The 25,777-nt window shown below is 65.9% G+C and carries 21 protein-coding genes and 4 tRNA genes; 18 read left to right on the top strand and 7 right to left on the bottom strand.

What is annotated here, in order from left to right; all coding sequences use genetic code 11:
• The first annotated feature begins 252 nt into the window (after nucleotides 1-252).
• From VUG52_RS19325 to VUG52_RS19285, 9 genes are all read left to right on the top strand, one after another.
• Entirely contained in the window at nucleotides 253-807 is a 555-nt protein-coding gene (locus tag VUG52_RS19325) for a CvpA family protein (protein ID WP_050704773.1), read from the top strand.
• A gap of 42 nt (nucleotides 808-849) precedes the next feature.
• Complete coding sequence (gene purF, locus VUG52_RS19320) at nucleotides 850-2,355, top strand: amidophosphoribosyltransferase (RefSeq protein WP_050704774.1); 1,506 nt, start codon at nucleotides 850-852, stop codon at nucleotides 2,353-2,355.
• 15 nt (nucleotides 2,356-2,370) lie between these two features.
• Complete coding sequence (locus VUG52_RS19315; RefSeq protein WP_028690444.1) at nucleotides 2,371-3,582, top strand: O-succinylhomoserine sulfhydrylase; 1,212 nt, start codon at nucleotides 2,371-2,373, stop codon at nucleotides 3,580-3,582.
• A complete protein-coding gene (locus VUG52_RS19310; RefSeq protein WP_050704775.1) occupies nucleotides 3,579-4,352 on the top strand; it encodes an SDR family oxidoreductase in 774 nt (257 codons plus the stop codon). The genes VUG52_RS19315 and VUG52_RS19310 overlap by 4 nt, the downstream gene beginning before the upstream one ends.
• Before the next feature lie 262 nt (nucleotides 4,353-4,614).
• Nucleotides 4,615-4,690, top strand: a tRNA-Val gene (locus VUG52_RS19305).
• 79 nt (nucleotides 4,691-4,769) lie between these two features.
• A tRNA-Asp gene (locus VUG52_RS19300) sits at nucleotides 4,770-4,846 on the top strand.
• 83 nt (nucleotides 4,847-4,929) lie between these two features.
• Nucleotides 4,930-5,006: transfer RNA gene (locus VUG52_RS19295), tRNA-Asp, on the top strand.
• Nucleotides 5,007-5,147: 141 nt separating this feature from the next.
• Nucleotides 5,148-5,224, top strand: a tRNA-Asp gene (locus VUG52_RS19290).
• 196 nt (nucleotides 5,225-5,420) lie between these two features.
• Nucleotides 5,421-6,302 carry a DUF2242 domain-containing protein gene (locus tag VUG52_RS19285; RefSeq protein ID WP_050704776.1) on the top strand — a complete coding sequence of 294 codons (882 nt, stop codon included), beginning with the start codon at nucleotides 5,421-5,423 and terminating at the stop codon, nucleotides 6,300-6,302.
• A gap of 205 nt (nucleotides 6,303-6,507) precedes the next feature.
• Here the strand turns inward: VUG52_RS19285 and VUG52_RS19280 are convergent, their stop codons facing one another.
• Complete coding sequence (locus VUG52_RS19280) at nucleotides 6,508-7,548, bottom strand: AraC family transcriptional regulator (RefSeq protein WP_050704777.1); 1,041 nt, start codon at nucleotides 7,546-7,548, stop codon at nucleotides 6,508-6,510.
• A gap of 4 nt (nucleotides 7,549-7,552) precedes the next feature.
• The gene (locus VUG52_RS19275) at nucleotides 7,553-8,671 is read right to left on the bottom strand and encodes a nitrilase-related carbon-nitrogen hydrolase (RefSeq protein WP_050704778.1); all 1,119 of its coding nucleotides are present in this window, start codon (nucleotides 8,669-8,671) and stop codon (nucleotides 7,553-7,555) included.
• A gap of 206 nt (nucleotides 8,672-8,877) precedes the next feature.
• On the opposite strand from VUG52_RS19275, the gene VUG52_RS19270 reads away from it, so the two are divergent.
• The 3 genes from VUG52_RS19270 to VUG52_RS19260 all read left to right on the top strand — a co-directional run bounded on the left by VUG52_RS19270 (nucleotide 8,878) and on the right by VUG52_RS19260 (nucleotide 12,846).
• Nucleotides 8,878-10,914, top strand: a complete 2,037-nt coding sequence (locus tag VUG52_RS19270; protein ID WP_050704779.1) for an NADPH-dependent 2,4-dienoyl-CoA reductase — start codon at nucleotides 8,878-8,880, stop codon at nucleotides 10,912-10,914.
• Between the two features lie 807 nt (nucleotides 10,915-11,721).
• Entirely contained in the window at nucleotides 11,722-11,943 is a 222-nt protein-coding gene (locus tag VUG52_RS19265) for a hypothetical protein (RefSeq protein ID WP_331831927.1), read from the top strand.
• A 9-nt stretch (nucleotides 11,944-11,952) separates the two neighbouring features.
• Entirely contained in the window at nucleotides 11,953-12,846 is an 894-nt protein-coding gene (locus VUG52_RS19260) for a 1-aminocyclopropane-1-carboxylate deaminase/D-cysteine desulfhydrase (RefSeq protein WP_050704780.1), read from the top strand.
• Here the strand turns inward: VUG52_RS19260 and VUG52_RS19255 are convergent.
• Nucleotides 12,837-13,382 carry a cytochrome b gene (locus VUG52_RS19255; protein ID WP_050704781.1) on the bottom strand — a complete coding sequence of 182 codons (546 nt, stop codon included), beginning with the start codon at nucleotides 13,380-13,382 and terminating at the stop codon, nucleotides 12,837-12,839. The two genes, VUG52_RS19260 and VUG52_RS19255, sit on opposite strands and share 10 nt — an antisense overlap.
• 214 nt (nucleotides 13,383-13,596) lie before the next feature.
• Nucleotides 13,597-14,583 (bottom strand): DUF1853 family protein, encoded by a 987-nt coding sequence (locus VUG52_RS19250; protein WP_050704782.1) that lies wholly within the window; start codon nucleotides 14,581-14,583, stop codon nucleotides 13,597-13,599.
• A gap of 44 nt (nucleotides 14,584-14,627) precedes the next feature.
• Between VUG52_RS19250 and VUG52_RS19245 the strand changes: the two genes are divergently transcribed.
• The 6 genes from VUG52_RS19245 to pepN are packed head-to-tail and all read left to right on the top strand — an operon-like array spanning nucleotide 14,628 to nucleotide 21,142.
• Complete coding sequence (locus VUG52_RS19245; RefSeq protein ID WP_023632574.1) at nucleotides 14,628-15,518, top strand: NAD(+) kinase; 891 nt, start codon at nucleotides 14,628-14,630, stop codon at nucleotides 15,516-15,518.
• Nucleotides 15,518-16,489 (top strand): metallophosphoesterase, encoded by a 972-nt coding sequence (locus tag VUG52_RS19240; protein WP_028692913.1) that lies wholly within the window; start codon nucleotides 15,518-15,520, stop codon nucleotides 16,487-16,489. The genes VUG52_RS19245 and VUG52_RS19240 overlap by 1 nt, the downstream gene beginning before the upstream one ends.
• The gene (locus VUG52_RS19235; RefSeq protein WP_050704783.1) at nucleotides 16,486-17,370 is read left to right on the top strand and encodes a rhomboid family intramembrane serine protease; all 885 of its coding nucleotides are present in this window, start codon (nucleotides 16,486-16,488) and stop codon (nucleotides 17,368-17,370) included. The genes VUG52_RS19240 and VUG52_RS19235 overlap by 4 nt, the downstream gene beginning before the upstream one ends.
• A gap of 13 nt (nucleotides 17,371-17,383) precedes the next feature.
• Nucleotides 17,384-17,644: a YeaC family protein gene (locus tag VUG52_RS19230; protein ID WP_011532970.1), complete on the top strand. Its 261-nt coding sequence runs from the start codon at nucleotides 17,384-17,386 to the stop codon at nucleotides 17,642-17,644.
• A complete protein-coding gene (locus tag VUG52_RS19225; RefSeq protein ID WP_050704784.1) occupies nucleotides 17,641-18,471 on the top strand; it encodes a DUF2797 domain-containing protein in 831 nt (276 codons plus the stop codon). Before VUG52_RS19230 ends, VUG52_RS19225 begins: the two co-directional genes overlap by 4 nt.
• A gap of 13 nt (nucleotides 18,472-18,484) precedes the next feature.
• Entirely contained in the window at nucleotides 18,485-21,142 is a 2,658-nt protein-coding gene (gene pepN, locus VUG52_RS19220) for an aminopeptidase N (protein ID WP_331831923.1), read from the top strand.
• A 46-nt stretch (nucleotides 21,143-21,188) separates the two neighbouring features.
• On the opposite strand, the gene VUG52_RS19215 is transcribed toward pepN, so the two are convergent.
• The 3 genes from VUG52_RS19215 to VUG52_RS19205 are packed head-to-tail and all read right to left on the bottom strand — an operon-like array spanning nucleotide 21,189 to nucleotide 25,737.
• A complete protein-coding gene (locus tag VUG52_RS19215; RefSeq protein ID WP_331831921.1) occupies nucleotides 21,189-22,592 on the bottom strand; it encodes an efflux transporter outer membrane subunit in 1,404 nt (467 codons plus the stop codon).
• Nucleotides 22,593-22,595: 3 nt separating this feature from the next.
• Nucleotides 22,596-24,557, bottom strand: coding sequence for a MacB family efflux pump subunit (locus tag VUG52_RS19210; protein WP_331831920.1), 1,962 nt, complete (start codon nucleotides 24,555-24,557; stop codon nucleotides 22,596-22,598).
• Nucleotide 24,558: 1 nt separating this feature from the next.
• A complete protein-coding gene (locus VUG52_RS19205) occupies nucleotides 24,559-25,737 on the bottom strand; it encodes an efflux RND transporter periplasmic adaptor subunit (RefSeq protein WP_331831919.1) in 1,179 nt (392 codons plus the stop codon).
• Between the last annotated feature and the right edge of the window lie 40 nt (nucleotides 25,738-25,777).

The following is a 25,777-nucleotide window of genomic DNA, read 5'->3' as shown; positions in this document are numbered from 1 at the left end:
CTCCCTGTAGGAGCGGCCTTGTGCCGCGAAAGGGCCGCAACGCGGCCCTCGCTCACACCTTGGGGCTGCTGCGCAGCCCTTTCGCGGCACAAGGCCGCTCCTACAGAGTCCGCGCAGGCCAGGCGGTCTGTTTCAGGGCGTAAAGCTGTCCCCAGAGTCAGCCCGCAGCCCTTCAAACGCCTGACATTCCGCTTACCCCAAGCCCCCTGCCTCTGGTAAAATGCGCCGCCTCAAACGTCGGCAGGCAACACCGTGGCATTTACCTGGGTTGATTGGGCGATCATTGCGATCGTCGTCATTTCATCACTGATCAGTCTCAAGCGCGGCTTCGTCAAGGAAGCCTTGTCCCTGCTCATCTGGATTGTCGCCGGTGCGGTGGCCTGGATGTTCGGCGGCTCGCTTGCGCAGTATCTTGAAAGCTATATCCAGATGCCTTCAGCACGGGTCATTGCCGGCTGCGCCATTCTTTTCGTCGCCACGCTGCTGGTCGGGGCGATGCTCAATTTCCTCATCGGCGAACTGATCCGCGTGACCGGGTTGTCCGGCACCGATCGCTTCCTCGGCATGGCCTTCGGCGCCGCGCGCGGGGGCCTGCTGGTGGTGGTGGCGGTCGGGCTGCTGAGCCTGGGGCCGGTGCAACAGGATCCGTGGTGGCAGGAATCACGCCTGATACCACAATTTCTATTGGTAGCCGATTGGTCGAAGAACCTCATACTCGGGTTCAGTGGCCAGTGGATGTCCAGTGGGGTCAGCGCACCCGTTGACCTTCCGTTCAAGGAGCAGCTGCTCGGGCCGACCAAGCCCTGAGCGCTCTTCACTCAAGTTTCATCAAAGTAGGGGTTGCGTCGCATGTGTGGCATCGTCGGTATCGTCGGTAAGTCGAACGTCAATCAGGCGCTGTATGACGCGCTTACGGTCCTCCAGCACCGCGGCCAGGACGCTGCCGGTATCGTGACCAGCCATGACGGCCGGTTGTTCCTGCGCAAGGATAACGGCCTGGTGCGCGACGTCTTCCAGCAGCGCCACATGCAGCGCCTGGTCGGCAGCATCGGCATCGGTCACGTGCGTTACCCGACCGCCGGCAGCTCCACCTCGGCCGAGGCCCAGCCGTTCTACGTCAACTCGCCCTACGGCATCACCCTGGCGCACAACGGCAACCTGACCAACGTCGAGCAGCTGGCCAAGGAGATCTACGAGTCCGACCTGCGCCACGTCAACACCAACTCCGACTCCGAAGTGCTGCTGAACGTGTTCGCCCACGAGCTGGCCGTGCGCGGCAAGCTGCAGCCGACCGAAGAGGACGTGTTCGCTGCCGTTTCCCACGTGCACAGCCGCTGCGTCGGTGGCTACGCGGTGGTGGCGATGATCACCGGCTACGGCATCGTCGGCTTCCGCGACCCCAACGGCATCCGTCCGGTGGTGTTCGGCCAGCGTCACACCGACGAAGGCGTCGAGTACATGATCGCCTCGGAAAGCGTGGCCCTGGACGTGCTCGGCTTCACCCTGATCCGCGACCTGGCGCCGGGCGAGGCGGTGTACATCACCGAAGGCGGCCAGATGTTCACCAAGCAGTGCGCCGAGAACCCGAAACTGCAGCCGTGCATCTTCGAGCATGTCTACCTGGCCCGTCCGGACTCGATCATCGACGGCGTCTCGGTATACAAGGCGCGCCTGCGCATGGGCGAGAAGCTGGCCGAGAAGATCCAGCGCGAGCGCCCGGACCACGATATCGACGTGGTCATCCCGATCCCTGACACCAGCCGCACCGCGGCGCTGGAACTGGCCAACCACCTGGGCGTCAAGTTCCGTGAAGGCTTCGTCAAGAACCGTTACATCGGCCGTACCTTCATCATGCCCGGCCAGGCCGCGCGCAAGAAATCGGTACGCCAGAAGCTCAACGCCATCGAGCTGGAATTCCGCGGCAAGAACGTGATGCTGGTGGACGACTCGATCGTGCGCGGCACCACCTGCAAGCAGATCATCCAGATGGCCCGTGAAGCCGGCGCCAAGAACGTCTACTTCTGCTCCGCGGCCCCCGCGGTCCGCTACCCCAACGTCTACGGCATCGACATGCCGAGCGCTCACGAACTGATCGCCCACAACCGTACCACCGAACAGGTGGCCGAGTTGATCGGCGCCGACTGGCTGATCTACCAGGACCTCCCGGACCTGATCGACTCGGTCGGTGGCGGCAAGATCAAGATCGAGCATTTCGATTGCGCGGTGTTCAACGGTGAGTATGTCACCGGCGATATCGACGAAGCCTACCTCGATCGCATCGAGCAGGCCCGTAATGACCTGGCCAAGGTGAAGAACCAGGCAGTCAGCGCGATCATCGACCTGTACAACAACTGATTTGGGAGCGACGGCATGACCGATCAATGGGATGCCGGTCGACTGGACAGTGACCTCGAGGGTGTCGGTTTCGACACCCTGGCGGTGCGCGCCGGTCAGAACCGTACACCGGAGGCCGAGCACAGCGAAGCGCTGTTCCTGACCTCAAGCTATGTCTTCCGCACGGCCGCCGACGCCGCCGCGCGTTTTGCCGGCGAAACGCCGGGCAACGTCTATTCGCGCTACACCAACCCGACCGTGCGCGCCTTCGAGGAGCGCCTGGCGGCCATGGAAGGCGCCGAGCAGGCCGTGGCCACCTCCACCGGCATGGCGGCGATCCTCGCCGTGGTCATGTCGCTGTGCAGCGCCGGTGACCATGTGCTGGTGTCGCAGAGCGTGTTCGGCTCGACCATCAGCCTGTTCGAGAAGTACTTCAAGCGTTTCGGCGTGCAGGTGGATTATGTGCCGCTGGTCGACCTGAACGGCTGGGAAAAGGCCATCAAGGCCAATACCAAGCTGCTGGTCGTCGAGTCGCCGTCCAACCCGCTGGCCGAGCTGGTGGACATCACCGCCCTGGCCGAGATCGCCCATGCCCGAGGCGCCATGCTGGTAGTGGACAATTGCTTCAGCACCCCGGCCTTGCAGCAGCCGCTCAAGCTCGGCGCTGACATCGTGTTCCACTCGGCGACCAAGTTCATCGACGGCCAGGGCCGTTGCATGGGCGGCGTGGTGGCCGGACGTAGCGAGCAGATGAAGGAAGTGGTGGGCTTCCTGCGTACCGCCGGCCCGACCCTCAGCCCGTTCAACGCCTGGGTCTTCACCAAGGGCCTGGAGACCCTCAAGCTGCGCATGCGCGCCCACTGCGAGAGCGCCCAGGCGCTGGCCGAGTGGCTCGAGCAGCAGGATGGCATCGAGAAGGTCCACTACGCCGGCCTGCCAAGCCATCCGCAGCATGAACTGGCCAAGCGCCAGATGAGCGGCTTCGGCGCGGTGGTCAGCTTCGAGGTCAAGGGCGGCAAGGAAGGCGCCTGGCGCTTCATCGATGCCACCCGGGTGATCTCCATCACCACCAACCTCGGTGACAGCAAGACCACCATCGCCCACCCGGCGACCACCTCCCATGGGCGTCTGACGCCGCAGGAGCGCGAGGCGGCGGGTATCCGTGACAGCCTGGTGCGCGTGGCGGTCGGCCTGGAAGACGTGGCCGACCTGCAAGCCGATCTGGCCCGCGGCCTGGCGGCGCTGTGATCGACTGGAAGGGTGGCGAGCCCGGCCATAACGGCCGGGTGGCCCTGGTGACCGGTGCCGCTCGTGGCATTGGCCTGGGTATCGCCGCCTGGTTGATCTGCGAGGGTTGGCAGGTGGTGCTGAGCGACCTGGACCGCCCGCGCGGCACCAAGGTCGCCAAGGCCCTGGGCGACAATGCCTGGTTCATCACCATGGACGTGGCCGACGAGGCCCAGGTCAGTGCCGGGGTGTCCGAGGTGCTCGGGCAGTTCGGCCGGCTGGATGCACTGGTGTGCAACGCGGCGATCGCCAACCCGCATAACCAGACCCTGGAAAGCTTGTCCCTGGCTCAGTGGAACCGGGTGCTGGCGGTCAACCTCAATGGCCCGATGCTGCTGGCCAAGCATTGCGCACCTTACCTGCGCGCCCATGGCGGTGCGATCGTCAACCTGACCTCCACCCGCGCCCGGCAGTCCGAACCGGACACCGAGGCCTATGCCGCCAGCAAGGGCGGCCTGGTCGCCCTGACCCACGCCCTGGCCATGAGCCTGGGGCCGGAAATTCGCGTCAATGCGGTGAGTCCGGGCTGGATCGATGCCCGTGATCCTTCGCAGCGACGCGCCGAGCCCTTGACCGAGGCCGACCATGCCCAGCATCCGACGGGCAGGGTAGGGACGGTCGAGGATGTAGCGGCGCTGGTGGCGTGGCTGCTGTCGCGCCAGGCGGGGTTCGTCACTGGCCAGGAGTTCGTGGTCGATGGCGGGATGACCCGCAAGATGATCTACACCTGAGCTGTAACCTGTTGAGATGAAAGAGAAAGGGGGCGAAAGCCCCCTTTTTTGTCGGTTGTGCCGGCCTTGTCGCGGGGCAAGCCCGCTCCCACGCTGTGAGCATCTGGTTGCAGGAGCGGGCTTGCCCCGCGACAGGGCCGGCAAGAACAACCGGCTTTTTTGCCCTTTTTGAAAAAAACTTCAATGGGGGTATTGACTTAGCATCGGTACCTGCGTAAATTTCGCGGCCTCAGCGAAGCAAACGCAACAAGCAACATCGCGGGGGTGATTAGCTCAGCCGGGAGAGCATCTGCCTTACAAGCAGAGGGTCGGCGGTTCGATCCCGTCATCACCCACCACTTCCTGAGGCGTTCCTGGTTCAGTGGTTTCGAAAGAAACACGCTGGCAGAGAGGAACAGGACGCAAGTCCAACTATGCGCGGCGGTAGTTCAGTCGGTTAGAATACCGGCCTGTCACGCCGGGGGTCGCGGGTTCGAGTCCCGTCCGCCGCGCCATTTTTCTCCAGATGGGTGCTTGCACCGGTCTGAGGCCGCAAGGCCAGATCCCAGTTTCAATCAGGCGCAAGCCTGAACGATACGCAGCGGTAGTTCAGTCGGTTAGAATACCGGCCTGTCACGCCGGGGGTCGCGGGTTCGAGTCCCGTCCGCTGCGCCATCTTCTGCCAAGAGTCCCATGAACGCTCAAGGCAAAACAGAAAAGGCGATATCAAAGTCGCTTTTTTTGTGCCTGGCTTTCGCGCCGCAGCGCTTGAAAGCTCAGATCCCAGTTTCAATCGGGCGCAAGCTCGAACGATACGCAGCGGTAGTTCAGTCGGTTAGAATACCGGCCTGTCACGCCGGGGGTCGCGGGTTCGAGTCCCGTCCGCTGCGCCATCTTCGCCTCGAGGTCCCTAGAACACTTCGAAGCAACGAGAAAGCGACCTTCGGGTCGCTTTTTTCGTTTCAGCGTCTTGCGCAGTCATGGGCAAGGATTTACACCAAGCTGACAGAGTCTTCACTGATCAATGGTTTCAGCCACTGATCGATGTGTTGCACAATACGCCCCATTCGTTTCTTCCCGGAATTGGCAATGTCTAGATCAACCGTCTATGGCGCGCTCGGGCTGGCCCTCGTGCTGGCGGGTGTGTCCGGCTGTTCCTCGAAAAAGGCCGCCGTCTACGAGCACGAGAACTTCGATGACTCGGGCACCTTCTCCCGCAGTTTCGCCACCAGCGAGGCGGGCTCCTGCGAGGCGGCACGGCGCGCGCTGCTCAGCCAGGGCTACATCATCACCAGCAGCGACGCCAACCAGGTCGCTGGCAACAAGAGCTTCCAGCAGAACGCCGAGAACCACCTGCAGATCAGCTTCAACATCACCTGCGTGCCGGATATGAGCGACAAGCAGCGCTCGACCATGTTCGCCAACGCCCTGCAGGACCGCTACACCCTGAAGAAATCCAACACCTCCGCCAGCCTTGGCGTCGGTGTGCTGGGTTCGGTGTCGATGCCGATCGGCTCCACCGACGACTCCATGGTCAAGGTCGCCAGCGAGACGGTCACCGCCGCGCAGTTCTACGATCGTTACTTCGCCTTGGTGGAAAGCTACCTGCCGAAGCCGAAGAAGCCGGAGAAGACCGAACCTGCCGCCGAGCCGAAGGTGGAAAAACCGGCCGCCGACCTGGGCTTGCCGGAACCCGCGCCCGCTGCCCTGGCGCCCGCGCCGCAGTCTGCCGCGCCGGTCGCCGAGAGCGTGGCAGAGGCCCCGGTACCGACTCCGGTTGCCGTCGCCCCTGCCGCTGCGCCCGCGCCTGTTGCCGCTCCAGCGGCTCCTGTACCGGCCAGCGAAGCCCCAGCGGCCCCGATTGTTGACGACAGCAAGGGCTCGCAGCCCATCGCGCCGCCCGTCGAGCCAACGCCGATCCAGGTACAGCAGGAAGCGCCGGCAGTGGAGCAGGCCCCCGCGCCACTCTGACGCGTCGATAACTTCCCGCTCGCCTGCTACGTTTATCGTTCATAGGGCTGTAATCATTTGGTCATTCCGCTGCCTTAGGTTGGCGCAATGACCAAAGAACGATGAATCAAAGGGGCGAGAAGATGGACGATTATCAGGAAGAACTGCTCGAATTCCAGGCCTATGAACTGGACCTGCCGGAGCCGGCCGACGACGCCACCGAGCTCTAGCCCACCTGCCGCTGATGGCGGCGAAATTCCCCCGGTGTCAGCCCCGTCCAGCGCTTGAATGCGCGCTGGAAGGCCTCGGCCGAGGCGAATCCCAACAGATAGGCGATCTCGCCGAAGGCCAGCTCCGTGTCGCGGATATAGGTCTCGGCCAGGTCGCGCCGCGTGTCGTTGAGCAGGTTGCGAAAGCGCGTGCCTTCCTCGGCCAGTTTGCGGCGCAAGGTCCAGGTCGGCAGCTGCAGGTGCCGCGCCACTTCTTCCAGATCCGGCTCGCGCCCACCGTTCAACAGCGGCCCCAGCAGGTGGGTGATGCGTTCGCCCAGGCTGCGCACGCGCGTGCGCTGGGCCAGTTCCGCCTCGCACAACTGCAGCAGGTGCTGCCAGGTGCTGGGGCAGTGCTGCGGGTTGGGCAGGGCCAGGGTGGCTTGGCTCAGGCGCAGCTGGTTGGCTGTGGCGCCGAAATGCACCGGGCCTGCGCACAGGCTTTGGTACTGAGCGGCGTAGGCGGGGGCGTCGAACTCGATTTCCAGGCGCTCGGCCTGCACCGGCCTGGCCGCCAGGGCGCCAAGCTGGGCCAGCCAGCCAGCGAGCAGCGAGTCGACCACGAAACGGTTGTAGTCGTTGTAGGGGCTGATGGAGTAGAACCGCAGCCAGGCGCCCTGGGCGTCTTCGTGAAAGCTCGACTGCCCGCGGTAGTTGGCGGCATAAAGCGGCTCGAAACGTAGCAGGGTACGGGCGGCGTCGCCGAGTGTCGGGGCCTGGGCGGCGGCGACGCCGGCCAGGCCGGCTTGGGCCAGGCGGCTCAGGCGCCCCATGTGCAGGCCCAGCGCCGGCTCGGCGGACAAGGCGATCGCCGCGTGTCCCAGGTGCATGTAGCGCGGGATCGACAGCCGCGCGCCCGGTTCGGCCAGGCGCCTGGCGTCGAGGCCATAGCGCAGCAGCAGGGGGTGCGGATCGTGGTCGAGTGCCGTCAGCGCCTCGGCCAGGGGCTGGACGAAACCGACCGACAGTTCACCCAGGCGTACGCGGGGGCGGGGCATGTCGTCACAGCCACAGGTTGAGCAGGCGCGCGCCGTGGCTGTCGTTGCCGACCCACAGCGTGCCACCCTGGCTGGCGAAGCCCTGTCCGTCGCTGCCCAGCTCCCAGAACTGACCGCGCATGAACACGCTCATGCTCGGGGTGGCGGCGTTGGCGGCCAGGGGCAGTTGCTGCCAGGCGCGCTGTTCGCTCACTGCGCCGCGGCGCAGCGGCAGGTCGGCGGCCTCGGCCTGGTGGCGGTTGCCACGCCAGGGCGCCAGCCAGCTCTGCTTGCCGCTGAGGAATACCGGGTTGGCGACCAGTTGCACCGATTGCGCGGCCAGTTGCCGGTAGTTGGCGGGGTACCAGCTGTCGCTGCCGATCAGTACGCCCAAGCGTCCGGCGGGGGTTTGCAGCACCTGCAGCGGATGCTGCTGGCCGTCGTGGATGTAGCGCCGGCTTTCGCTGTCGGGGTACTGCTGATGCTGGGGCTGCCCGAGCACCGAACCGTCGCTGGCGAACACCAGGCTGCTGTTGTACAGCGGGCCGTTGCCGGTGCGCAACACGCCGTTCTCCACATAGGGTGCGGGCAGGACGATGGAGCCGGCGACCAAGGTGACGCCGAACTCCCGGGCCAGGTTGCCGAACACTTGCTGGTAGTCGGCGGCCATCTGCGCGGCCTTCATGCGCAGGTGCGCGTCCGAGCGGCGATCGTCACCGCTGGCGGCGAGCATCGCCAGGCCGTAGCGCAGCGGGTTGCTCAGCTCCAGCCACTGCCAGGCCTCGTTGCGCTGGGTGACCTGGTACAGCTCGCGTTTCTCGCCCCGGGCCCACAGCCAGGTGCCGATATGCTCCGGCAACACCACCACGGTGCGCGGGTTGACCAGGCCCTGGGCACGGGCCTGCTCCAGGTAGGCCGAGAGCTTGCGGTGCAGGCGCGTGAGGTTCTGGTAGTCCCCCGGATACAGCAGCGGCTCGACTCCCAGCAGGTTGCCGTGCTCGCCCGGCACGCCCTGGTTGAGGGCCAGTTCGATGCGCAGGTCGGACAGGTAATGACCCTCCGGGCGCTGCAGGGTCCAGAAGCCGTAGCCGCAGAGGGCGGCAAGGGTGACCAGCGCCAGGGCGCCGGCTAGCAGTTTTCGCATGGAGCGGTCCAGCGCTGTGCAGAAGGAGTGCCCTAGGGTAGTCCTGCTGTGCAGCAGGATCAATAAGTTGTCAGTTTCGATCATTGAGCGTGTTCAAACGCCTGTTTAATGTCGACCTCAGACAAACGACGGGCCCCGCCACGCTGCTGTAGAGGCTTGGTAGAGGTGCCCGCATTCCGTGATCACGCCACCTGTGGAGTCCATCCATGGCTACCGACCGTTACCCGCACCTGCTGGCCCCCCTCGACCTGGGCTTCACCACCCTGCGCAACCGCACCCTGATGGGCTCGATGCACACCGGCCTCGAGGAGCGCCCGGGCGGCTTCGAGCGCATGGCCGCGTACTTTGCCGAACGCGCACGTGGTGGCGTCGGGCTGATGGTCACCGGTGGCATCGCGCCCAACGATGAAGGCGGCGTGTATTCCGGCGCGGCCAAGCTCAGCACCGAGGAAGAGGCCGACAAGCACCGGATCGTCACCGAGGCGGTGCATGCCGCCGGTGGCAAGATCTGCCTGCAGATCCTGCATGCCGGACGCTATGCCTACAGCCCGAAACAGGTGGCGCCCAGCGCCATCCAGGCGCCGATCAACCCGTTCAAGCCCAAGGAACTGGACGAGGAGGGCATCGAGAAGCAGATCCGCGACTTCGTCACCTGCGCAAGCCTGGCCCAGCGTGCCGGCTACGACGGCGTCGAGATCATGGGTTCGGAAGGTTACTTCATCAACCAGTTCCTCGCCGCCCACACCAACCACCGCACCGATCGCTGGGGCGGCAGCTACGAGAACCGCATGCGCCTGGCGGTGGAAATCGTGAGCCGGGTGCGCGAGGCGGTTGGGCCGAACTTCATCATCATCTTCCGCCTGTCGATGCTCGACCTGGTCGAGGGCGGCAGTACCTGGGACGAGATCGAGCTGCTGGCCAAGGCCATCGAGCAGGCCGGCGCCACGCTGATCAACACTGGTATCGGCTGGCATGAAGCGCGCATCCCGACCATCGCCACCAAGGTGCCGCGCGCGGCGTTCAGCAAGGTCACCGCCAAGCTGCGTGGCGCGGTGAAGATCCCGCTGATCACCACCAACCGCATCAACACCCCGGAGGTGGCCGAGGCGGTGCTGGCCGAGGGCGATGCCGACATGGTCTCGATGGCCCGGCCGTTCCTGGCCGACCCGGACTTCGTCAACAAGGCCGCTGAAGGCCGTGGCGACGAGATCAACACTTGCATCGGCTGCAACCAGGCCTGCCTGGACCACACGTTCGGCGGCAAGCTGACCAGCTGCCTGGTCAATCCGCGAGCCTGTCATGAGACCGAGCTCAACTACCTGCCGGTGCGGGCGGTCAAGCGCATTGCGGTGGTCGGCGCCGGTCCTGCGGGCCTGGCGGCCGCCACCGTGGCCGCCGAGCGCGGCCATGAAGTGACGTTGTTCGATGCTGCCGCTGAGATCGGCGGGCAGTTCAACGTGGCCAAGCGCGTGCCGGGCAAGGAGGAGTTCTACGAGACCTTGCGTTACTTCCGCAACAAGGTGAAGTCCACGGGTGTCGACCTGCGCCTGAATACCCGTGTCGATGTGGCTGCGCTGGTGTCTGGCGAGTTCGACGAGATTATCCTGGCCACCGGCATCGCCCCGCGCACGCCGGCCATTCCCGGTATCGACAACGCCAAGGTGCTGAGCTACCTGGACGTGCTGCTGGAGCGCAAGCCGGTGGGCGAGCGGGTGGCGGTGATCGGTGCCGGTGGCATTGGTTTCGATGTGTCCGAGTACCTGGTGCACAAGGGCGTGGCCACCAGCCAGGACCGTGAGGCGTTCTGGAAGGAGTGGGGCATCGATACGCGTTTGCAGGCCCGTGGTGGTGTGGCCGGGGTCAAGGCCGAGCCTCATGCGCCGGCGCGTCAGGTGTACCTGCTGCAGCGCAAGAAAACCAAGGTCGGCGATGGCCTGGGCAAGACCACCGGCTGGATTCATCGCACGGGGCTGAAGAACAAGCAGGTGCAGATGCTCAACAGCGTCGAGTACCTGAGCGTGGACGATGCCGGCCTGCATGTACGGGTTGGTGAGGGCGAGCCGCAGTTGTTGGCGGTGGACAACATCGTCATCTGCGCTGGGCAGGATCCGCTGCGCGAGTTGCATGATGGCCTTGTTGCGGCCGGGCAGTCGGTGCACCTGATCGGGGGCGCTGATGTGGCGGCTGAGCTTGATGCCAAGCGGGCGATTAACCAAGGGTCGAGGTTGGCGGCGGAACTGTGATTGTTTGAATCGTTGGTGAGTCAACTTCCTCGGTTGAGGTGGTGATACACCTTTTCTTTGGAAGTTGGCTTTCCAACGAGTGGCTGTAACTAAATAAATATTGCCAGCACTCCACACTTACTCCATGTCTGTTGATCTTGATCTTGATCTTGATCTTGATCTTGATCTTGATCTTGATCTTGATCTTGATCTTGATCTTGATCTTGATCTTGTTTCTAAGCGCGCGATAGTTCAGGCGACGCCAATTGCGACTTCAGGAGGCCGAGCGGAGTTCTTGCGGAGGGAGGTGACGGGCATGGATGCCCGTCAAGCGCTGCGCCCCAGGATGGGGCGTTCAGCGCGGTCCTCCCGGGAGCAAGAACGGAGCGAGGGAACCCCGGAGCGAAGCGTAGGGGCCGGATGAATGGAGCGAGGATTTTTTGGTTCCTTTTTGATCCTTCAAAAAGGGACCCGCCGTAAGGGCGGAAAGGTGACTATGCGTCACCATCGCAAATGAATGCGCATATAACTTTCAAAACACATGACTCTAAAAGGCAAAGTCAAAGTCAAAGTCAAATGCGATCGGCGTGGGTTTTTACAGGTGTAAGCGCATTCATTAGCTATAATGACGCACAGTCACCCTTTCGCCCCCCGGCGAGTCACTTTTTGTCAAACGCCCGGAGCGCCGGCCGGACAAAAGTAACCAAAAAACGCTGCGCTCCATTCATCCGGCCCTCCGCTACGCTCCGGGTCCCCTCACTCCGGCCTTGCTCCCGGGAGGACCGCGCTGCAGGGCCCATCCTGGGCCCCAGCGCTTGACGGGCATCCATGCCCGTCACCTCCCTCCGCAAGGCCTGCGTTCGGCCTCCTGAAGTCGCGAAGGTACGAGCGGCGCCTGGGCTGGCGCAGCTGTCGCTAGCTGGGTATGGCGCTAGACTCCTGATCGGCAACGGCAACGGCAACGGCAACGGCAACGGCAACGGCAACGGCAACGGCAACGGCAACGGCAACGGCAACGAGCAGCACATCTGCATCTGCGCGATCAGATAAACTGCCTTCATGTCCGATTTTTCTCTCCCCCAAGCCCCCCTGCAACGTCTCGACCTGCCTTGGTTGCGCCACGCGAGAATCGAAGCCGCGGTCCTGCGCCTGGACCTGATCGACCCGCTGATCAGCGGCAACAAATGGTTCAAGCTGCGTCATCATCTGCTCCAGGCCCGCAAGGCCGATGCCCCGGGCCTGATCAGCCTGGGCGGCAACCATTCCAACCATCTCCATGCCCTGGCGGCGGCCGGCAAACGCTTCGGTTTCGCCACCGCCGGCCTGTTGCGCGGCCACCCCCAGGAAACGCCGACGGTACAGGACCTGCGCGCCCTGGGCATGGAACTTCACTGGCTCGGTTTCGGCGGCTACCGTGCCCGCCATGAGCCCGATTTCTGGCAGCCCTGGCAAGCCCGGTATCCGGGCTGGCACTGCATCCCCGAAGGCGGTGGCGGCCTGGCCGGTGCCCAGGGCTGCGGGTTGATCATCGAGCAGTGCCGGGCGCAACTGGCAACGCTCGGCTGGACCGACTACGACGCCTGGTGGCTGGCAGCGGGAACCGGCACCACCCTGGCAGGGATGGTGCTGGAGGAGGCGGGCAGGCATGCCGTCCATGGCGCTCTCGCCGTGCCGCTTGGCCATGGCGTGCCGGAGACCGTCGCGGCGCTGTCCGGTGTGCACGGCTATCAGTTGCACGACGCCAGCCGCAGCGGCTTTGCCCGTATCGACGATGCGCTGCTGGCGTTCATCGCCGACACCGAACGGCAAACCGGCATGCCGCTGGAGGCGCTCTACACCGGCAAGGCCCTGCTGGCCCTGCGCGACCAGGTCGAGGCCGGGCGTTTCGCCCCCGGCACCCGCCTGGTGTTCCTGCACACCGGAGGCCTGCAGGGACGACGCGGTTACTTGTAGGGCAGCATGCGCAGCAGCGTGTTGTCGCGCCGCACATAGTGGTGATAGAGCCCGGCCAGCGCGTGCAGGCCGATCAGCCAGTAGCCCCAGCTGCCGATGCGCTCGTGCCAGCCCTTGATGAACTTGCTCAGGTCCGGATCGGGGGCGACGATCGCCGGCAGTTCCAGGCCATAGAACGGGATCGGCTTGTCGGCGGCGCTTAGGATCGCCCAACCGGCCAGCGGCAGGCCGATCATCATCAGGTACAGCAGCAGGTGCACCAGGTGCGACAGGCCCGTCTGCCAGGCTGGTGGCCTGGGCACGATCGGCGGAGTGGGGCGCGACAGGCGCAGGGCCAGGCGCAGCCAGACCAGCACGAACACGGTCAGCCCGAGCATGAAGTGCAGGTCTTTCATCAGGTCGCGTTCGGCGCTGCCCTTGGGGAACAGGCCGCGCAGTTCGATGCAGGCGTAGACGGCGGCCAGCAGCACCAGCATCAGCCAGTGCAGGGCGATCGATAGCCGCGCGTAATGTGCCGCGGGAGTGGATGAAACCATGGTAGGTCCTCGTCATCAGGTCGGAAAGGGCGCTCTTGCTGGCGCTCAGGTACAACTGTAATGGCAGTCGGGAGTCGATCCTTGCGCCAGGTCGGTGAAAATTGTGTTGTCTGCTCCGGCCTCTTCGCGGGTAAACCCGCTCCCACAGGATCTTCACCACATTTGAAGGTGACACGATACCTGTGGGAGCGGGTTTACCCGCGAAAGGGCCACCTCAAAGTCCGGGCAAGTACGGCCAGCTGTCCGCCACCAGAAACACACGCTCGGCCTCCTGCCAGGCGCCGTCGCCATCCTGTTCCAGCCGTACCAGCAATTGTGCGGGGGCGAACACATCCAGCTCAGTCAACCAAGCGTCGAACTGGCTCGTGGGCCAGGATGTCTCCACTCGCGCCGGCGCCAACCACCCATGCCGGGGCAGTGGCTGCCAGCGTCCGGGCGGGCAGTGCTCAAGGTATTCCGCCCAATCCCGCCGATGCAGCCAACGCCCACGCAAATGCGCCGGATGAGCACCGACAGGCGCCTCGGCATGCTCGGGCCAGGGGTAGAACAGATAGCCGCCGAGCCACAGGTGGGCCTCGACCTCGGCGATTCCCAGCCCGTCCAGCGCGGCACGGCTATGGGGCTGGCCGGAAATCGTCAGTTGATGCCCGGCCAGGTGCGCCAGCTTGGTCCCGAGGCGGTCGTGGCAACCGGGGCCGAGCCAGTGCGCCGGGTCCTGCCCATCGCCGGCAGGCGGGCCGAGGTAGAGCTTGATGGCCAGCTCCAGGTGATGATCGCCGTCACGGTCGCGCAGCAACAGGTCGAGTTCGCCCAGGGTGTGCCCGCCGTCACGGATCGCCAGGTTGGCCGCCAGCAGCTCGATGCCCGGCGCCTGCTGCAGGGCGAACTGCCACAGGCTTTCGTAGTACAGGCCCAGCCGCCGACTGTTCAGGCGTGCCAGCCAGCTCAGCAGCGGTGCAGGCGCCTGGTCGAGCGCCGCGAGCCAGTGGTCCAGGCGCTGCGGATCATCGGCCCAGGTGCTGCCCTGCAGCGGGTGGCGCTGGGGGCAGCCGGCCTGGGCCAGCAGCGGTGGCGACAGCAGCGCCCAGGCCAGGTCGCGCACGGCAGGGTGGCGCAGCTGGCGGGGCAGGGACTCGAGGTCGGCGAAGGGCATCATCCTGCGAGCATAGCCGGTTTGCCGCTGGCCGGTCCTTTCGCCCATAATCCCGGCATTGTCACCCCGCCGCAGAGCCTTGCAGGAGCACCATGGAGCAATTTCGCAATATCGGTATCATCGGACGCCTTGGCAGCTCCCAGGTGCTCGACACCATTCGCCGACTGAAAAAATTCCTCCTCGAGCGCCACCTGCACGTGATCCTCGAGGACACCATCGCCGAAGTCCTGCCCGGCCACGGCCTGCAGACCTCCACGCGCAAGCTGCTGGGCGAGGTCTGCGACCTGGTCATCGTGGTCGGCGGCGACGGCAGCCTGCTTGGCGCCGCCCGCGCCCTGGCCCGGCACAACATCCCGGTGCTGGGCATCAACCGCGGCAACCTGGGCTTTCTCACCGACATCCGCCCCGACGAGCTGGAAGAGAAGGTCGCCGAGGTACTCGACGGCCACTACCTGGTGGAGAACCGCTTCCTGCTGCAGGCCGAGGTGCGCCGTCACCACGAGGCCATCGGCCAGGGCGATGCGCTCAACGACGTGGTGCTGCACCCAGGCAAGTCGACGCGGATGATCGAGTTCGAGATCTACATCGACGGCCAGTTCGTCTGCAGCCAGAAGGCCGATGGCCTGATCGTCGCCACCCCGACCGGCTCCACCGCCTACGCGCTGTCGGCCGGCGGCCCGATCATGCACCCCAAGCTCGACGCCATCGTCATCGTGCCGATGTACCCGCATACCCTGTCGGGCCGACCGATCGTGGTGGACGGCAACAGCGAGCTGAAGATCGTCGTGTCCAAGGACCTGCAGATCTACCCACAGGTTTCCTGCGACGGCCAGAACCACTTCACCTGCGCCCCCGGCGACACCATCACGGTGAGCAAGAAGCCGCAGAAGCTGCGCCTGATCCATCCGCTGGACCACAACTACTACGAGGTCTGCCGCACCAAGCTCGGCTGGGGCAGCCGCCTGGGCGGCAGGGACGACTGATGCTCGATCCGGCGCGCAGTTTCGACATCATCGGTGACGTGCACGGCTGTGCGCTCACCCTCGAACGCCTGCTCGACGCGCTCGGCTACAAGCGGGTCGGCGGGGTCTGGCGCCACCCACGGCGCCAGGCGCTGTTCCTCGGCGACATCGTCGACCGCGGCCCGCGCATCCGCGAGGCGCTGCACATCGTCCACGATATGGTCGAGGCCGGCCAGGCCTTCTGCATCATGGGCAACCACGAGTACAACGCCCTGGGTTGGGTCACCCCGGCACTGCCCGGCAGCGGCAAGGCCTTCGTGCGTGAGCACACCCCGCGCCATGCCCGGCTGATCGACGAGACCCTCACCCAGTTCGCCCAGCACCCCGGCGACTGGCACGATTTCATCCAGTGGTTCTATGAGCTGCCGCTGTTCGTCGACGCCGGACGTTTCCGCCTGGTGCACGCCTGCTGGGACCCGCGGCTGATCGAGCCGCTGCGCCAGCAGTACCCCACGGGCCGCATCGACGAGCACTTCGTGCAGGCGTCGGCGGTGTCCGGCAGTTTCGCCGCCACGGTGTGCAATCGCCTGCTGCGCGGTACCGACATGCGCCTGCCGGACGGCCTGACGCTGACCGGCGGCGACGGCCTGACCCGCGCCTTCTTCCGCACCAAGTTCTGGGAGGAAGACCCGCAGACCTACGGCGACATCGTCTTCCAGCCCGACGCACTGCCCGACGAGGTGGCCCGCACGCCCCTCAGCCACAGCCAGAAGAATGCCCTGCTGCGCTACGACGAGGACGAGCCGCTGCTGTTCGTCGGCCACTACTGGCGCAGCGGACGCCCGGCACCGATCCGCGCCAACCTAGCGTGCCTGGACTACAGCGCCGTGCTCTACGGCAAGCTGGCGGCCTACCGCCTGGACGACGAGACACGCATCGACCCGCACAAGTTCGTCTGGGTCGATGTCGACCGTCCGCAGGCCAGCCAATGAACGTGATCGAAGTGCTGCGCCTGCCGCTGGCGGTCGATCTCAGTGGTTTCGTTGCCTTGCTGCGGCGCCTGCAGGTGCCGCACCGGGTGGTGGAGGAGGGCGAGGAGCAGGTGCTGTGGGCGCCGCCGGCCATGGCCGGGGATGTGCTCGAGCTGTACCGGCGTTTCCCTGACGGCAATGCCGATCTGCAAGCCATGCCCGAACCTATGGAGGGCGGCCCGACGAATGCCCCGGCGCCGCCTTCGCTGAAGGAGCAGGCCTTGGCCTGCAAGGTCACCGCCGCGGTGCTGATCCTGAGCCTGGTGGTCGCCGGGGTAACCGGCCTGGGCGACAACCTGTCGACCATCGGCTGGTTCACCTTCCTGTCGTTCAAGGTGCAGGGCGACTACCTGTACTTCACGCCGTTGCTCCAGGGCCTGGCCGAAGGCCAATGGTGGCGCCTGGTGTCGCCGATGCTGCTGCACTTCGGCGTGCTGCACCTGGCGATGAACGGCCTGTGGTACTGGGAGCTGGGCAAACGCATCGAGTTGCGCCAGGGCCCGTGGATGTTGCTGGGGTTGACCTTGCTGTTCAGCCTGGTATCCAACCTGGCCCAGCATTTCACCAGCGGCCCGAGCCTGTTCGGTGGCCTGTCCGGGGTGCTCTACGGCTTGCTCGGGCATGTCTGGCTGTACCAGTGGCTGGCGCCCAATCCGCAGTTCAACCTGCCCAAGGGCGTGCTGGTGATGATGCTGATCTGGCTGGTGGTCTGCCTGAGCGGCGTGGTCGGCCAACTGGGATTCGGCCAGATTGCCAACGCCGCCCATGTCGGCGGGTTGCTCATCGGATGCCTGACCGGCCTCTTGGGCGGATGGCTTGCCAGGCGTAGACTGTCGGCCTGACTGAGGAGACACCATGTCCACGTTCGCGCAAATGATCGAAAACATCACCCCCGAGATCTACGAGAGCCTGAAGACGGCCGTGGAGATCGGCAAATGGTCCGACGGCCGCAAGCTGACCGCCGAACAGAAGGAGCTGTCGCTGCAGGCGGTGATCGCCTGGGAGATGAAGAATCTCCCCGAAGAGCAGCGCACTGGCTACATGGGCCCGCAGGAGTGCGCCTCGAAGTCGGCGCCGATCGCCAACATCCTGTTCAAGTCGGACTCGGTACATTGATCGAACTCGCTCGTGGCTCTTTGAGCAAGATGGCGGTGCGCCTGGACGCACCGGTCGTTCAATACAGTTTCCGCCTGGATGACGCCGAGGTGCCGGTCAACCCGCTGATCGGCCAGGCGATCCGCCTGGAATACCTCGGCGCGATCCACTGCACCCATTGCGGCAAACGCACTAAGACCAGCTTCAGCCAGGGGTACTGCTACCCGTGCATGACCAAGCTGGCCCAGTGCGATGTGTGCATCATGGCCCCGGAGAAATGCCACTACGACGCCGGCACCTGCCGGGAGCCTTCGTGGGGCGAGCAGTTCTGCATGACCGACCACGTGGTCTACCTGGCCAACTCGTCGGGCATCAAGGTCGGTATCACCCGTGCCACCCAGCTGCCCACCCGCTGGCTCGACCAGGGCGCCAGCCAGGCGCTGCCGATCATGCGCGTGGCCACCCGCCAGCAATCCGGGCTGGTCGAGGATGTGCTGCGCAGCCAGGTGCCGGACCGCACCAACTGGCGCGCACTGCTCAAGGGTGACGCCGAGGTGCTCGACCTGCCGGCCATCCGCGAACAGATCTTCGACGCCTGCGCCGACGGCATCCGCGCCCTGCAGGAACGCTTTGGGTTGCAGGCCATCCAGCCGCTGCCCGACGCCGAGGTGGTGCAGATGCGCTACCCGGTCGAGGCCTACCCGAAAAAGATCGTCAGCTTCAACCTCGACAAGGACCCGGTCGTGGAAGGCACACTGTTGGGCATCAAGGGCCAGTACCTGATCTTCGACACCGGCGTGATCAACATTCGCAAGTACACGGCCTACCAGCTGGCCGTGCTCCAGTAAAAGGATCGTCACCATGCGTACCGAACAACCGCAAGTGATCTACCTCAAGGACTATCAGGCCCCCGAGTACCTGATCGACGAGACCCACCTGACCTTCGAACTGTTCGAGGACCACAGCCTGGTCCATGCGCAGCTGGTCATGCGCCGCAACCCCGAGCGCGGCGCCGGCCTGCCGCCGCTGGTGCTCGATGGCCAGCACCTGGAACTGCTGAGCGTGCAGCTGGACGACCAGGCGCTGGGCACCGACGACTACCAGCTCGACGACGACAGCCTCACCGTGCAGCCGAAGCGTGAGCGCTTCACTCTGGACACCAGCGTGAAGATCCACCCTGAGAGCAACACCGCGCTGGAAGGCCTGTACAAGTCCGGCAAGATGTTCTGCACCCAGTGCGAGGCCGAGGGCTTCCGCAAGATCACCTACTACCTCGATCGCCCGGACGTGATGAGCACCTTCACCACCACGGTGATCGCCGAGCAGCATCGCTATCCGGTGCTGTTGTCCAACGGCAACCCGGTCGGCAGCGGTCCGGGTGATGACGGCCGCCACTGGGCGACCTGGGAAGACCCGTTCAAGAAGCCGGCCTACCTGTTCGCGCTGGTGGCGGGTGACTTATGGTGCGTCGAGGACACGTTTACCCGTCAGTCTGGCCGTGATGTGGCGCTGCGCATCTATGTCGAGCCGGAAAACCTCGACAAGTGCGACCACGCCATGGTCAGCCTGAAGAAGTCGATGCGCTGGGACGAAGAGGTCTACGGTCGCGAGTACGACCTGGACATCTTCATGATTGTCGCGGTCAACGACTTCAACATGGGTGCCATGGAAAACAAGGGCCTGAACATCTTCAACTCCAGCTGCGTACTGGCCCGCGCCGAGACCGCCACCGACGCCGCCCACCAGCGGGTCGAGGGCGTGGTCGCCCACGAGTACTTCCACAACTGGTCGGGCAACCGTGTGACCTGCCGTGACTGGTTCCAGCTGTCGCTCAAGGAAGGTTTCACGGTGTACCGCGATGCCGAGTTCAGCGCCGACATGAACTCGCGCACGGTCAAGCGCATCGAGGATGTCGCCTACCTGCGCACCCACCAGTTCGCCGAGGACGCCGGCCCCATGGCCCACCCGGTGCGCCCGGCGAGCTTCATCGAGATCTCCAACTTCTACACCCTGACCGTGTACGAGAAGGGCGCCGAGGTCGTGGGCATGGTCCACACCCTGCTGGGCGCCGAGGGCTTCCGCAAGGGCAGCGACCTGTACTTCGAGCGTCATGACGGCCAGGCGGTGACCACCGACGACTTCATCAAGGCCATGGAAGACGCCAACGGCGTCGACCTGACCCAGTTCAAGCGCTGGTACAGCCAGGCCGGCACGCCGCGCCTGGAAGTCAGCGAGGCCTATGACGCCGCCGCGCAGACCTACAGCCTGACCTTCCGCCAGAGCTGCCCGCAGACCCCGGACAAGGTCGAGAAGCTGCCGTTCGTGATCCCGGTGGCCCTGGGCCTGCTGGACGCCGAAGGCAACGACCTGCCGCTGCGCCTGGTGGGCGAGGCGCAGGCCGTCGGCAGCAGCCGCGTGCTGTCGGTGACCGAGGCCGAGCAGACCTTCACCTTCGAGGGGATCACGGCCAAGCCGCTGCCGTCGCTGCTGCGCGGCTTCAGCGCGCCGGTCAAGCTGAGCTTCCCGTACGACCGCGACCAGCTGATGTTCCTCATGCAGCATGACAGCGACGGCTTCAACCGCTGGGAAGCGGGGCAGCAGTTGTCGGTGCAGGTACTGCAGGAACTGATCGGCCAGCACCAGCGTGGTGAAGCGCTCAAGCTCGACCAGCGTCTGATCACCGCCCTGGGCACCGTGCTGGGCAACGAAGCGCTGGACCCGGCCATGGTCGCCGAGATGCTTTCGCTGCCGGGCGAGGCGTACCTCACCGAGATCAGCCAGGTGGCCGATGTCGATGCGATCCACGCCGCCCGCGAGTTCGCCCGCCAGCAGATCGCCGAGCAGCTGTTCGACGCCCTGTGGGCGCGCTACCAGGCCAACCGCGAGGTCTCGCGCAACACCGCCTATGTGGCCTCGGCCGAGCATTTCGCCCGGCGCAGCCTGCAGAACATTGCCCTGTCGTACCTGATGCTGACCGCCAAGGCGCCGGTGCTCGAGGCGACCCTGGAGCAGTTTGAGCACTGCGACAACATGACCGAGCGCCTGACCGCGCTGGCGGTGCTGGTCAATTCGCCGTTCGAAGCCGAGCGGACCAAGGCACTGGAAGCCTTCGCCGAGCACTTCAAGGACAACCCGCTGGTCATGGACCAGTGGTTCAGCGTGCAGGCGGCCAGTGCGCTGCCAGGTGGGCTGGCGCGGGTCAAGGCGCTGATGCAGCACCCTGCCTTCACCCTGAAGAACCCCAACAAGGTGCGGGCGCTGGTCGGCGCCTTCGCCGGGCAGAACCTGGTCAACTTCCACGCTGTCGATGGTTCGGGGTACCGCTTCCTGGCGGGCCTGGTGATCGAGCTCAATGCGCTGAACCCGCAGATCGCTTCGCGTCTGCTCGCACCGCTGACCCGCTGGCGCAAGTATGACGATCAGCGCCAGGCGCTGATGAAGGGCGAGCTGGAGCGGATCCTCGCTTCCGGGGCGCTGTCCAGCGATGTGTATGAGGTGGTGAGCAAGAGTCTCGCTTGAGACCCCTGGGGCTGCTGCGCAGCCCCTTCGCGGGACACGCCCGCTCCTACAGTTTCTGTGGCGCCTGCCAGCCTCCACCCAGAGCCTTGTAGAGCGCCACGCTGCCGCGCAACTGCTCCAGGCGCAACTGCGCCTGCTGGTCCTGGGCCAGGTACAGCGTGCGCTGGGTCTCCAGCACCGTGAGCAAGGTCTCGGCGCCGGCGGCATAGCGTTGCTGGGCCAGGTCGAAGGCGATGCGCGCCTGTTCCACTTCCTGGTCCTGCCAGCGACGTTGACGCTCCACGCCGGCAATGGCGTTCAGGGCTTTCTCGACATCCGCAAAGCCCGCGAGAATGCTGGCGCGATACAGCTCCAGCAACTCCTGTTGCTCGGCGCTGGCCTGGTCGCGCGCGGCGCTCAGGCGGCCATTGTTGAAGATCGGCGCGGTGAGACCGGCGGTCAGGGTGTAGTACGGGCTGTCGAAGAGATTGGGCAAGGTCCGGGCGCCACTGCCCAGGTCCGCCCCCAGTATCAGGCGCGGCAGCATCGCCGCCCGCGCCACCTGGACGTTGGCGCTGGCCGCCGCCAGGCGCGCCTCAGCGGCGGCGATGTCCGGACGGCGGCCGAGCAGCTCACTGGGCACGCCGCTGCCGATGCCGGGCCACTGAACGTTGCCGATGGTTTCGCGAGGGACAGGCAGTGCCTGCACTGGGTCGCCCAGCAAGGTGGCGAGGACGATGCGGTTGTCCTGGCGACGCTGTTCGAGCAGCGGCAGCTGGCGCTCCTGGGCGGCCACCAGGCTGCGCTGCTGGGCCAGCTCCAGGCGGGTGGCCGAGCCCGAGCGTTCGCGGGCTTCGACCAGGCCCAGCACATCACGGGCGTTGTCCAGGTTGAGGCGGGCGATGCGCAGTTGCTCGTCGAAGGCCAGGCCCTGCAGGTAGCTGTCGGCCACGGCGCTGACCAGGGTCAGCTCCACGGTCTGGCGGTCGAAGCGGCTGGCGTCGAGGCTGCGCAGGGCGCTGTCGCGGGTGGCGCGCAGGCCGCCCCAGAAGTCGATCTCGTAGCTGGCGCTCAGGCGAGTGCCGAACGAGGTGCTTGTGCGTTCGTTGCTGCTGGCGTCAAGCTGGCTGTTGCCTTCGCCGCGCAACAGGCGCTGGCGGCTGCCGTTCAGGCCCAGTTGCACCTCGGGCAGCAGCGGTGCGCCGGCGATCACCGCGCTGGCCTGGGCCTTGCGTACCCGCGCGGCGGCCGCCGCCAGGTCGTGGCTGTTCAGGCGGGCGCGTTCGACCAGACGGTCCAGCTCGGCGCTGGCAAAGGCGCGCCACCACTGGCTGTCGGGCAGGGGCTGGGCCGTGGTCGGCCCCTGCCAGGCGGCTGGCGTGTCGATGTTCGCCGCCGGGGGGGGCGGGCTGCTGCAGGCGGCCAGGCAAAGGCTCAGGGTCAACAGGCTGATGCGGCTGGTGATGGTCATGAACTATTCGCTGGTAAGGGCCTTGACCGGGTCGAGGCGGGCGGCCTTGCGGGCCGGCATGAAACCGAACACCACGCCGGTGATCACGGCGCAGGCGAAGGCGCCGAGGATGGCGGGCAGGGCGAAGGCCACGGCGATGTCGGCCAGCAGCAGGCTGGCGCCGATGGCCAGGGCCAGGACAATGCCGGTCACGCCGCCGACCATCGACAGCATCACCGCCTCGGTGAGGAACTGACGCAGGATGTCGCGCTGGCGTGCGCCGGTGGCCATGCGGATGCCGATCTCGCGGGTGCGTTCGCGCACGGTCATGAGCATGATGTTCATCACGCCGATGCCGCCGACCAGCAGCGAGATCGCGGCGATCGCCCCAAGCATCAGCGACAGGCTGTTCTGGGTGCGGGCCTCGGCCTGGATCAGCGCGGCGTCGTTGGTCAGGACGAAGTCGTACTTGCCCTGGTGGCGCTGCAACATGAGGCGTTCGATCGCCTGCTCGGTTTCCTTCACGCGGCTGGAATCCTGGGCGGCGATGGTGACGTACTCCGGATCGCGGCTGCCGAACAGGCGGATGGAGGCGGCAGAGTAGGGCACCACCACGCGCTCGTCGCTGTCTTCGCTGCCGGAGCTGGCACCCTTGCCCTGGAGTACGCCGATCACCTGGAACGGCACATTGCCGATCAGCAGGTACTGGCCGAGCGGGTTGCTCCCCACGCCGAACATCTTCTCGCGCACTTTCTGGCCGATCACGGCCACGGCGGCGGCGTTGGCTTCGTCGGCCTCGCTGTAGAAGCTGCCCTCGACCACCGGCCAGTTGAAGATCTCGGGGAACCCGGTGTTGTTGCCGCCGACATAGAACTGCTCGCCCTTGTTGCCGTGGCGCACCATGAGCTTGTCGCCGATGACCGGCATGACGCGCTTGACCTGCGGCAGTTCGCCGATGGCGTCGACATCGTCGAGGGTGACGATGCCCATCAGTTCCTCGGAGGAATGCTTGCCATTGAGGTAGAGGATGTTCGAGCCGAAGGCGGCCATCTGCGCCATGACCTGGCGCTTGCTGCCTTCGCCGACCGCCAGCATCACCACCACCGAGGCCACCCCGATGATGATGCCAAGCAGGGTAAGAGCGGTGCGGAAGCGGTTGATCCACATTACCCGCCAGGCGGCCTGCAGGGACTCGACCAGCTCGCCCTTCCAGGCGCCGCGCTGGGTGGCGCCGAAGTCCAGGCGCTGGCGCAGGTCGTCGGCCTGCACCTGTCGGGGTGGTGCATCGACCGAGGACGGGGTGGCCGAATCGCTGACCACCTCGCCGTCGCGCACCTCGATGATCCGCTGGGCGCGGGCCGCGACTTCACGATCATGGGTGATGAGGATGATCACATGGCCCTGGCTGGCCAGTTCGTCGAGCAGGGTCATCACCTCGGCGCCGCTCTGGCTGTCGAGTGCGCCGGTGGGCTCGTCGGCGAGGATGATGTGCCCGCCGTTCATCAGCGCACGGGCGATCGACACCCGCTGCTGCTGGCCGCCGGACAACTGGTGCGGACGGTTGCCGGTGCGGCTGGCCAGGCCCAGGCGTTCGAGCAGGGCGTGGGCGCGCGCATGGCGTTCGGCGGGCGGGGTGCCGGCGTAGATGGCCGGCATCTCGACGTTCTCCTGGGCCGAACCCGAGGGGATCAGGTGGTAGCCCTGGAACACGAAACCGAAAGCTTCGCGGCGCAGCCAGGCCAGCTCGTCGCTGTCCAGTTCGGCCACGTCCCGGCCTGCGAAACGATAGCTGCCCGAGGTGGGGCGGTCGAGGCAGCCGAGGATGTTCATCAGGGTCGACTTGCCGGAACCCGAGGCGCCGACGATGGCGACGAACTCGCCGGGGTGGATGCTCAGGCTGATGCCGCGCAGCACCTCGACCCTGGGCGAATCGACACCGCCGTAGACCTTGCGGATGTCGCACAGCTCGATCAGGGGCGTGGACATCTCAACCCCCACTGGCGGCGGGTAGGCCGATGACCAGGCGCTCGCCTTCGTTCAGGCCGTCGAGGATCTGCACCCGCAGGCGGTCACTCAAGCCGGTGCGTACCTGACGCGCCTCGATCTGGCCCTTGTTGTTCAGCACCTGGGCCAGGCGCACGCCGTCGCCGGGGGTGTCATCGAGCGCGGCCAGGGGCGCGCTGAGCACCTGGCTGGCCTGGCCGGCGACGAAGAACACCTGGGTGGTCATCTCCGCCATCAGGGCGCCGTCGGGGTTGTCCACGTCCAGCAGCACGGTGTACTGGACCACCTTGGTGCCCGTGGTGCCGGCCGTGGCGCTGGCCGGGCTGCCCCCGCCCTGGCTGGATTGGTCCAGCGGCTTGGGTGGCACCGGCAGGATCTGGCGGACGGTGCTGGTCCAGCGCCGCTTGCCGCCGGCCAGGGTGTTGAAGTAGGCGGTCATGCCCGGCTTGACCTTGCCGATGTCGGCTTCGGACACCTGGGCCCATACGGTCATCGGCGACAGCTTGGCGATGCGCAGGATCAGCGGGGTCTGCTGCTGGGCGTTGAGGGTCTGGCCCTCGCGGGCGTCCACCGCCACCACGGTGCCGCTCATGGGCGCGTAGATCCGCGTGTAGCCCAGCTCCGCTTCGTCGCTGCGCAGGCTGGCCTGGGCCTGGCGGATCTGCGCCAGGTACATGTCAATGCGGGCCTGGGTCACCTTCAACTGCGCCGCGGCCGTCTGCAGGTCTTCCTGGCGGCTGGCGCCGGTGGCGGCCAGATCCTGCTGGCGCTTGTACTGCTGCTGGGCGAGCAGATACTGCGCTCGTTGTTCGGCGAGCTGGGCCTTGAGGTTCTCGATCGAGAAGCGTCCGGCATCGAGCTTGGCTTGTTGCGTTGACGGATCGATTTCAACCAGCAACTGGCCCTGACGCACCTCGTCGCCGGCCTCCACATGCAGCTTGCGGATCTGCCCCGAGGCCTGGGCGCCGACATCGACATAGCGACGTGGTTGCAGGGTGCCCAGGGCGGTGACGCTGCTCTCGATATCGGCGCGGGTCACCGGCACGGTGCTGACCGGTGCGCCGCCGAGCGGCAGTACCTGCCAGGCCACCAGGCTGCCGAGGCCGGCCAGGCCCAGGGCGCCGATCAGCAGACGGCGACGAGTATTGGATGTGCGTGTCATGCGGGCTTCCAGCCGGAGGTAGTGGCCGAGTGCCGCGACG

Origin of the sequence: Pseudomonas sp. LH21 (assembly GCF_036549575.1) — a bacterium.
Lineage (GTDB): Bacteria > Pseudomonadota > Gammaproteobacteria > Pseudomonadales > Pseudomonadaceae > Aquipseudomonas > Aquipseudomonas peradeniyensis.
The sequence above is the reverse complement of the archived record's forward strand: the minus strand, read 5'-3'. Positions and strand labels throughout refer to the sequence as shown.

Excerpts from the sequence above, each read along its gene's own strand:
- purF (WP_050704774.1), top strand. The coding sequence starts at position 850 with ATGTGTGGCATCGTCGGTATCGTCGGTAAGTCGAACGTCAATCAGGCG.
- VUG52_RS19315 (WP_028690444.1), top strand. The coding sequence starts at position 2,371 with ATGACCGATCAATGGGATGCCGGTCGACTGGACAGTGACCTCGAGGGT.
- VUG52_RS19285 (WP_050704776.1), top strand. The coding sequence starts at position 5,421 with ATGTCTAGATCAACCGTCTATGGCGCGCTCGGGCTGGCCCTCGTGCTG.
- VUG52_RS19280 (WP_050704777.1), bottom strand. The coding sequence starts at position 7,548 with ATGCCCCGCCCCCGCGTACGCCTGGGTGAACTGTCGGTCGGTTTCGTC.
- VUG52_RS19275 (WP_050704778.1), bottom strand. The coding sequence starts at position 8,671 with ATGCGAAAACTGCTAGCCGGCGCCCTGGCGCTGGTCACCCTTGCCGCC.
- VUG52_RS19270 (WP_050704779.1), top strand. The coding sequence starts at position 8,878 with ATGGCTACCGACCGTTACCCGCACCTGCTGGCCCCCCTCGACCTGGGC.
- VUG52_RS19265 (WP_331831927.1), top strand. The coding sequence starts at position 11,722 with ATGCCCGTCACCTCCCTCCGCAAGGCCTGCGTTCGGCCTCCTGAAGTC.
- VUG52_RS19260 (WP_050704780.1), top strand. The coding sequence starts at position 11,953 with ATGTCCGATTTTTCTCTCCCCCAAGCCCCCCTGCAACGTCTCGACCTG.
- VUG52_RS19255 (WP_050704781.1), bottom strand. The coding sequence starts at position 13,382 with ATGGTTTCATCCACTCCCGCGGCACATTACGCGCGGCTATCGATCGCC.
- VUG52_RS19250 (WP_050704782.1), bottom strand. The coding sequence starts at position 14,583 with ATGGGCGAAAGGACCGGCCAGCGGCAAACCGGCTATGCTCGCAGGATG.
- VUG52_RS19245 (WP_023632574.1), top strand. The coding sequence starts at position 14,628 with ATGGAGCAATTTCGCAATATCGGTATCATCGGACGCCTTGGCAGCTCC.
- VUG52_RS19240 (WP_028692913.1), top strand. The coding sequence starts at position 15,518 with ATGCTCGATCCGGCGCGCAGTTTCGACATCATCGGTGACGTGCACGGC.
- VUG52_RS19235 (WP_050704783.1), top strand. The coding sequence starts at position 16,486 with ATGAACGTGATCGAAGTGCTGCGCCTGCCGCTGGCGGTCGATCTCAGT.
- VUG52_RS19230 (WP_011532970.1), top strand. The coding sequence starts at position 17,384 with ATGTCCACGTTCGCGCAAATGATCGAAAACATCACCCCCGAGATCTAC.
- pepN (WP_331831923.1), top strand. The coding sequence starts at position 18,485 with ATGCGTACCGAACAACCGCAAGTGATCTACCTCAAGGACTATCAGGCC.
- VUG52_RS19215 (WP_331831921.1), bottom strand. The coding sequence starts at position 22,592 with ATGACCATCACCAGCCGCATCAGCCTGTTGACCCTGAGCCTTTGCCTG.
- VUG52_RS19210 (WP_331831920.1), bottom strand. The coding sequence starts at position 24,557 with ATGTCCACGCCCCTGATCGAGCTGTGCGACATCCGCAAGGTCTACGGC.
- VUG52_RS19205 (WP_331831919.1), bottom strand. The coding sequence starts at position 25,737 with ATGACACGCACATCCAATACTCGTCGCCGTCTGCTGATCGGCGCCCTG.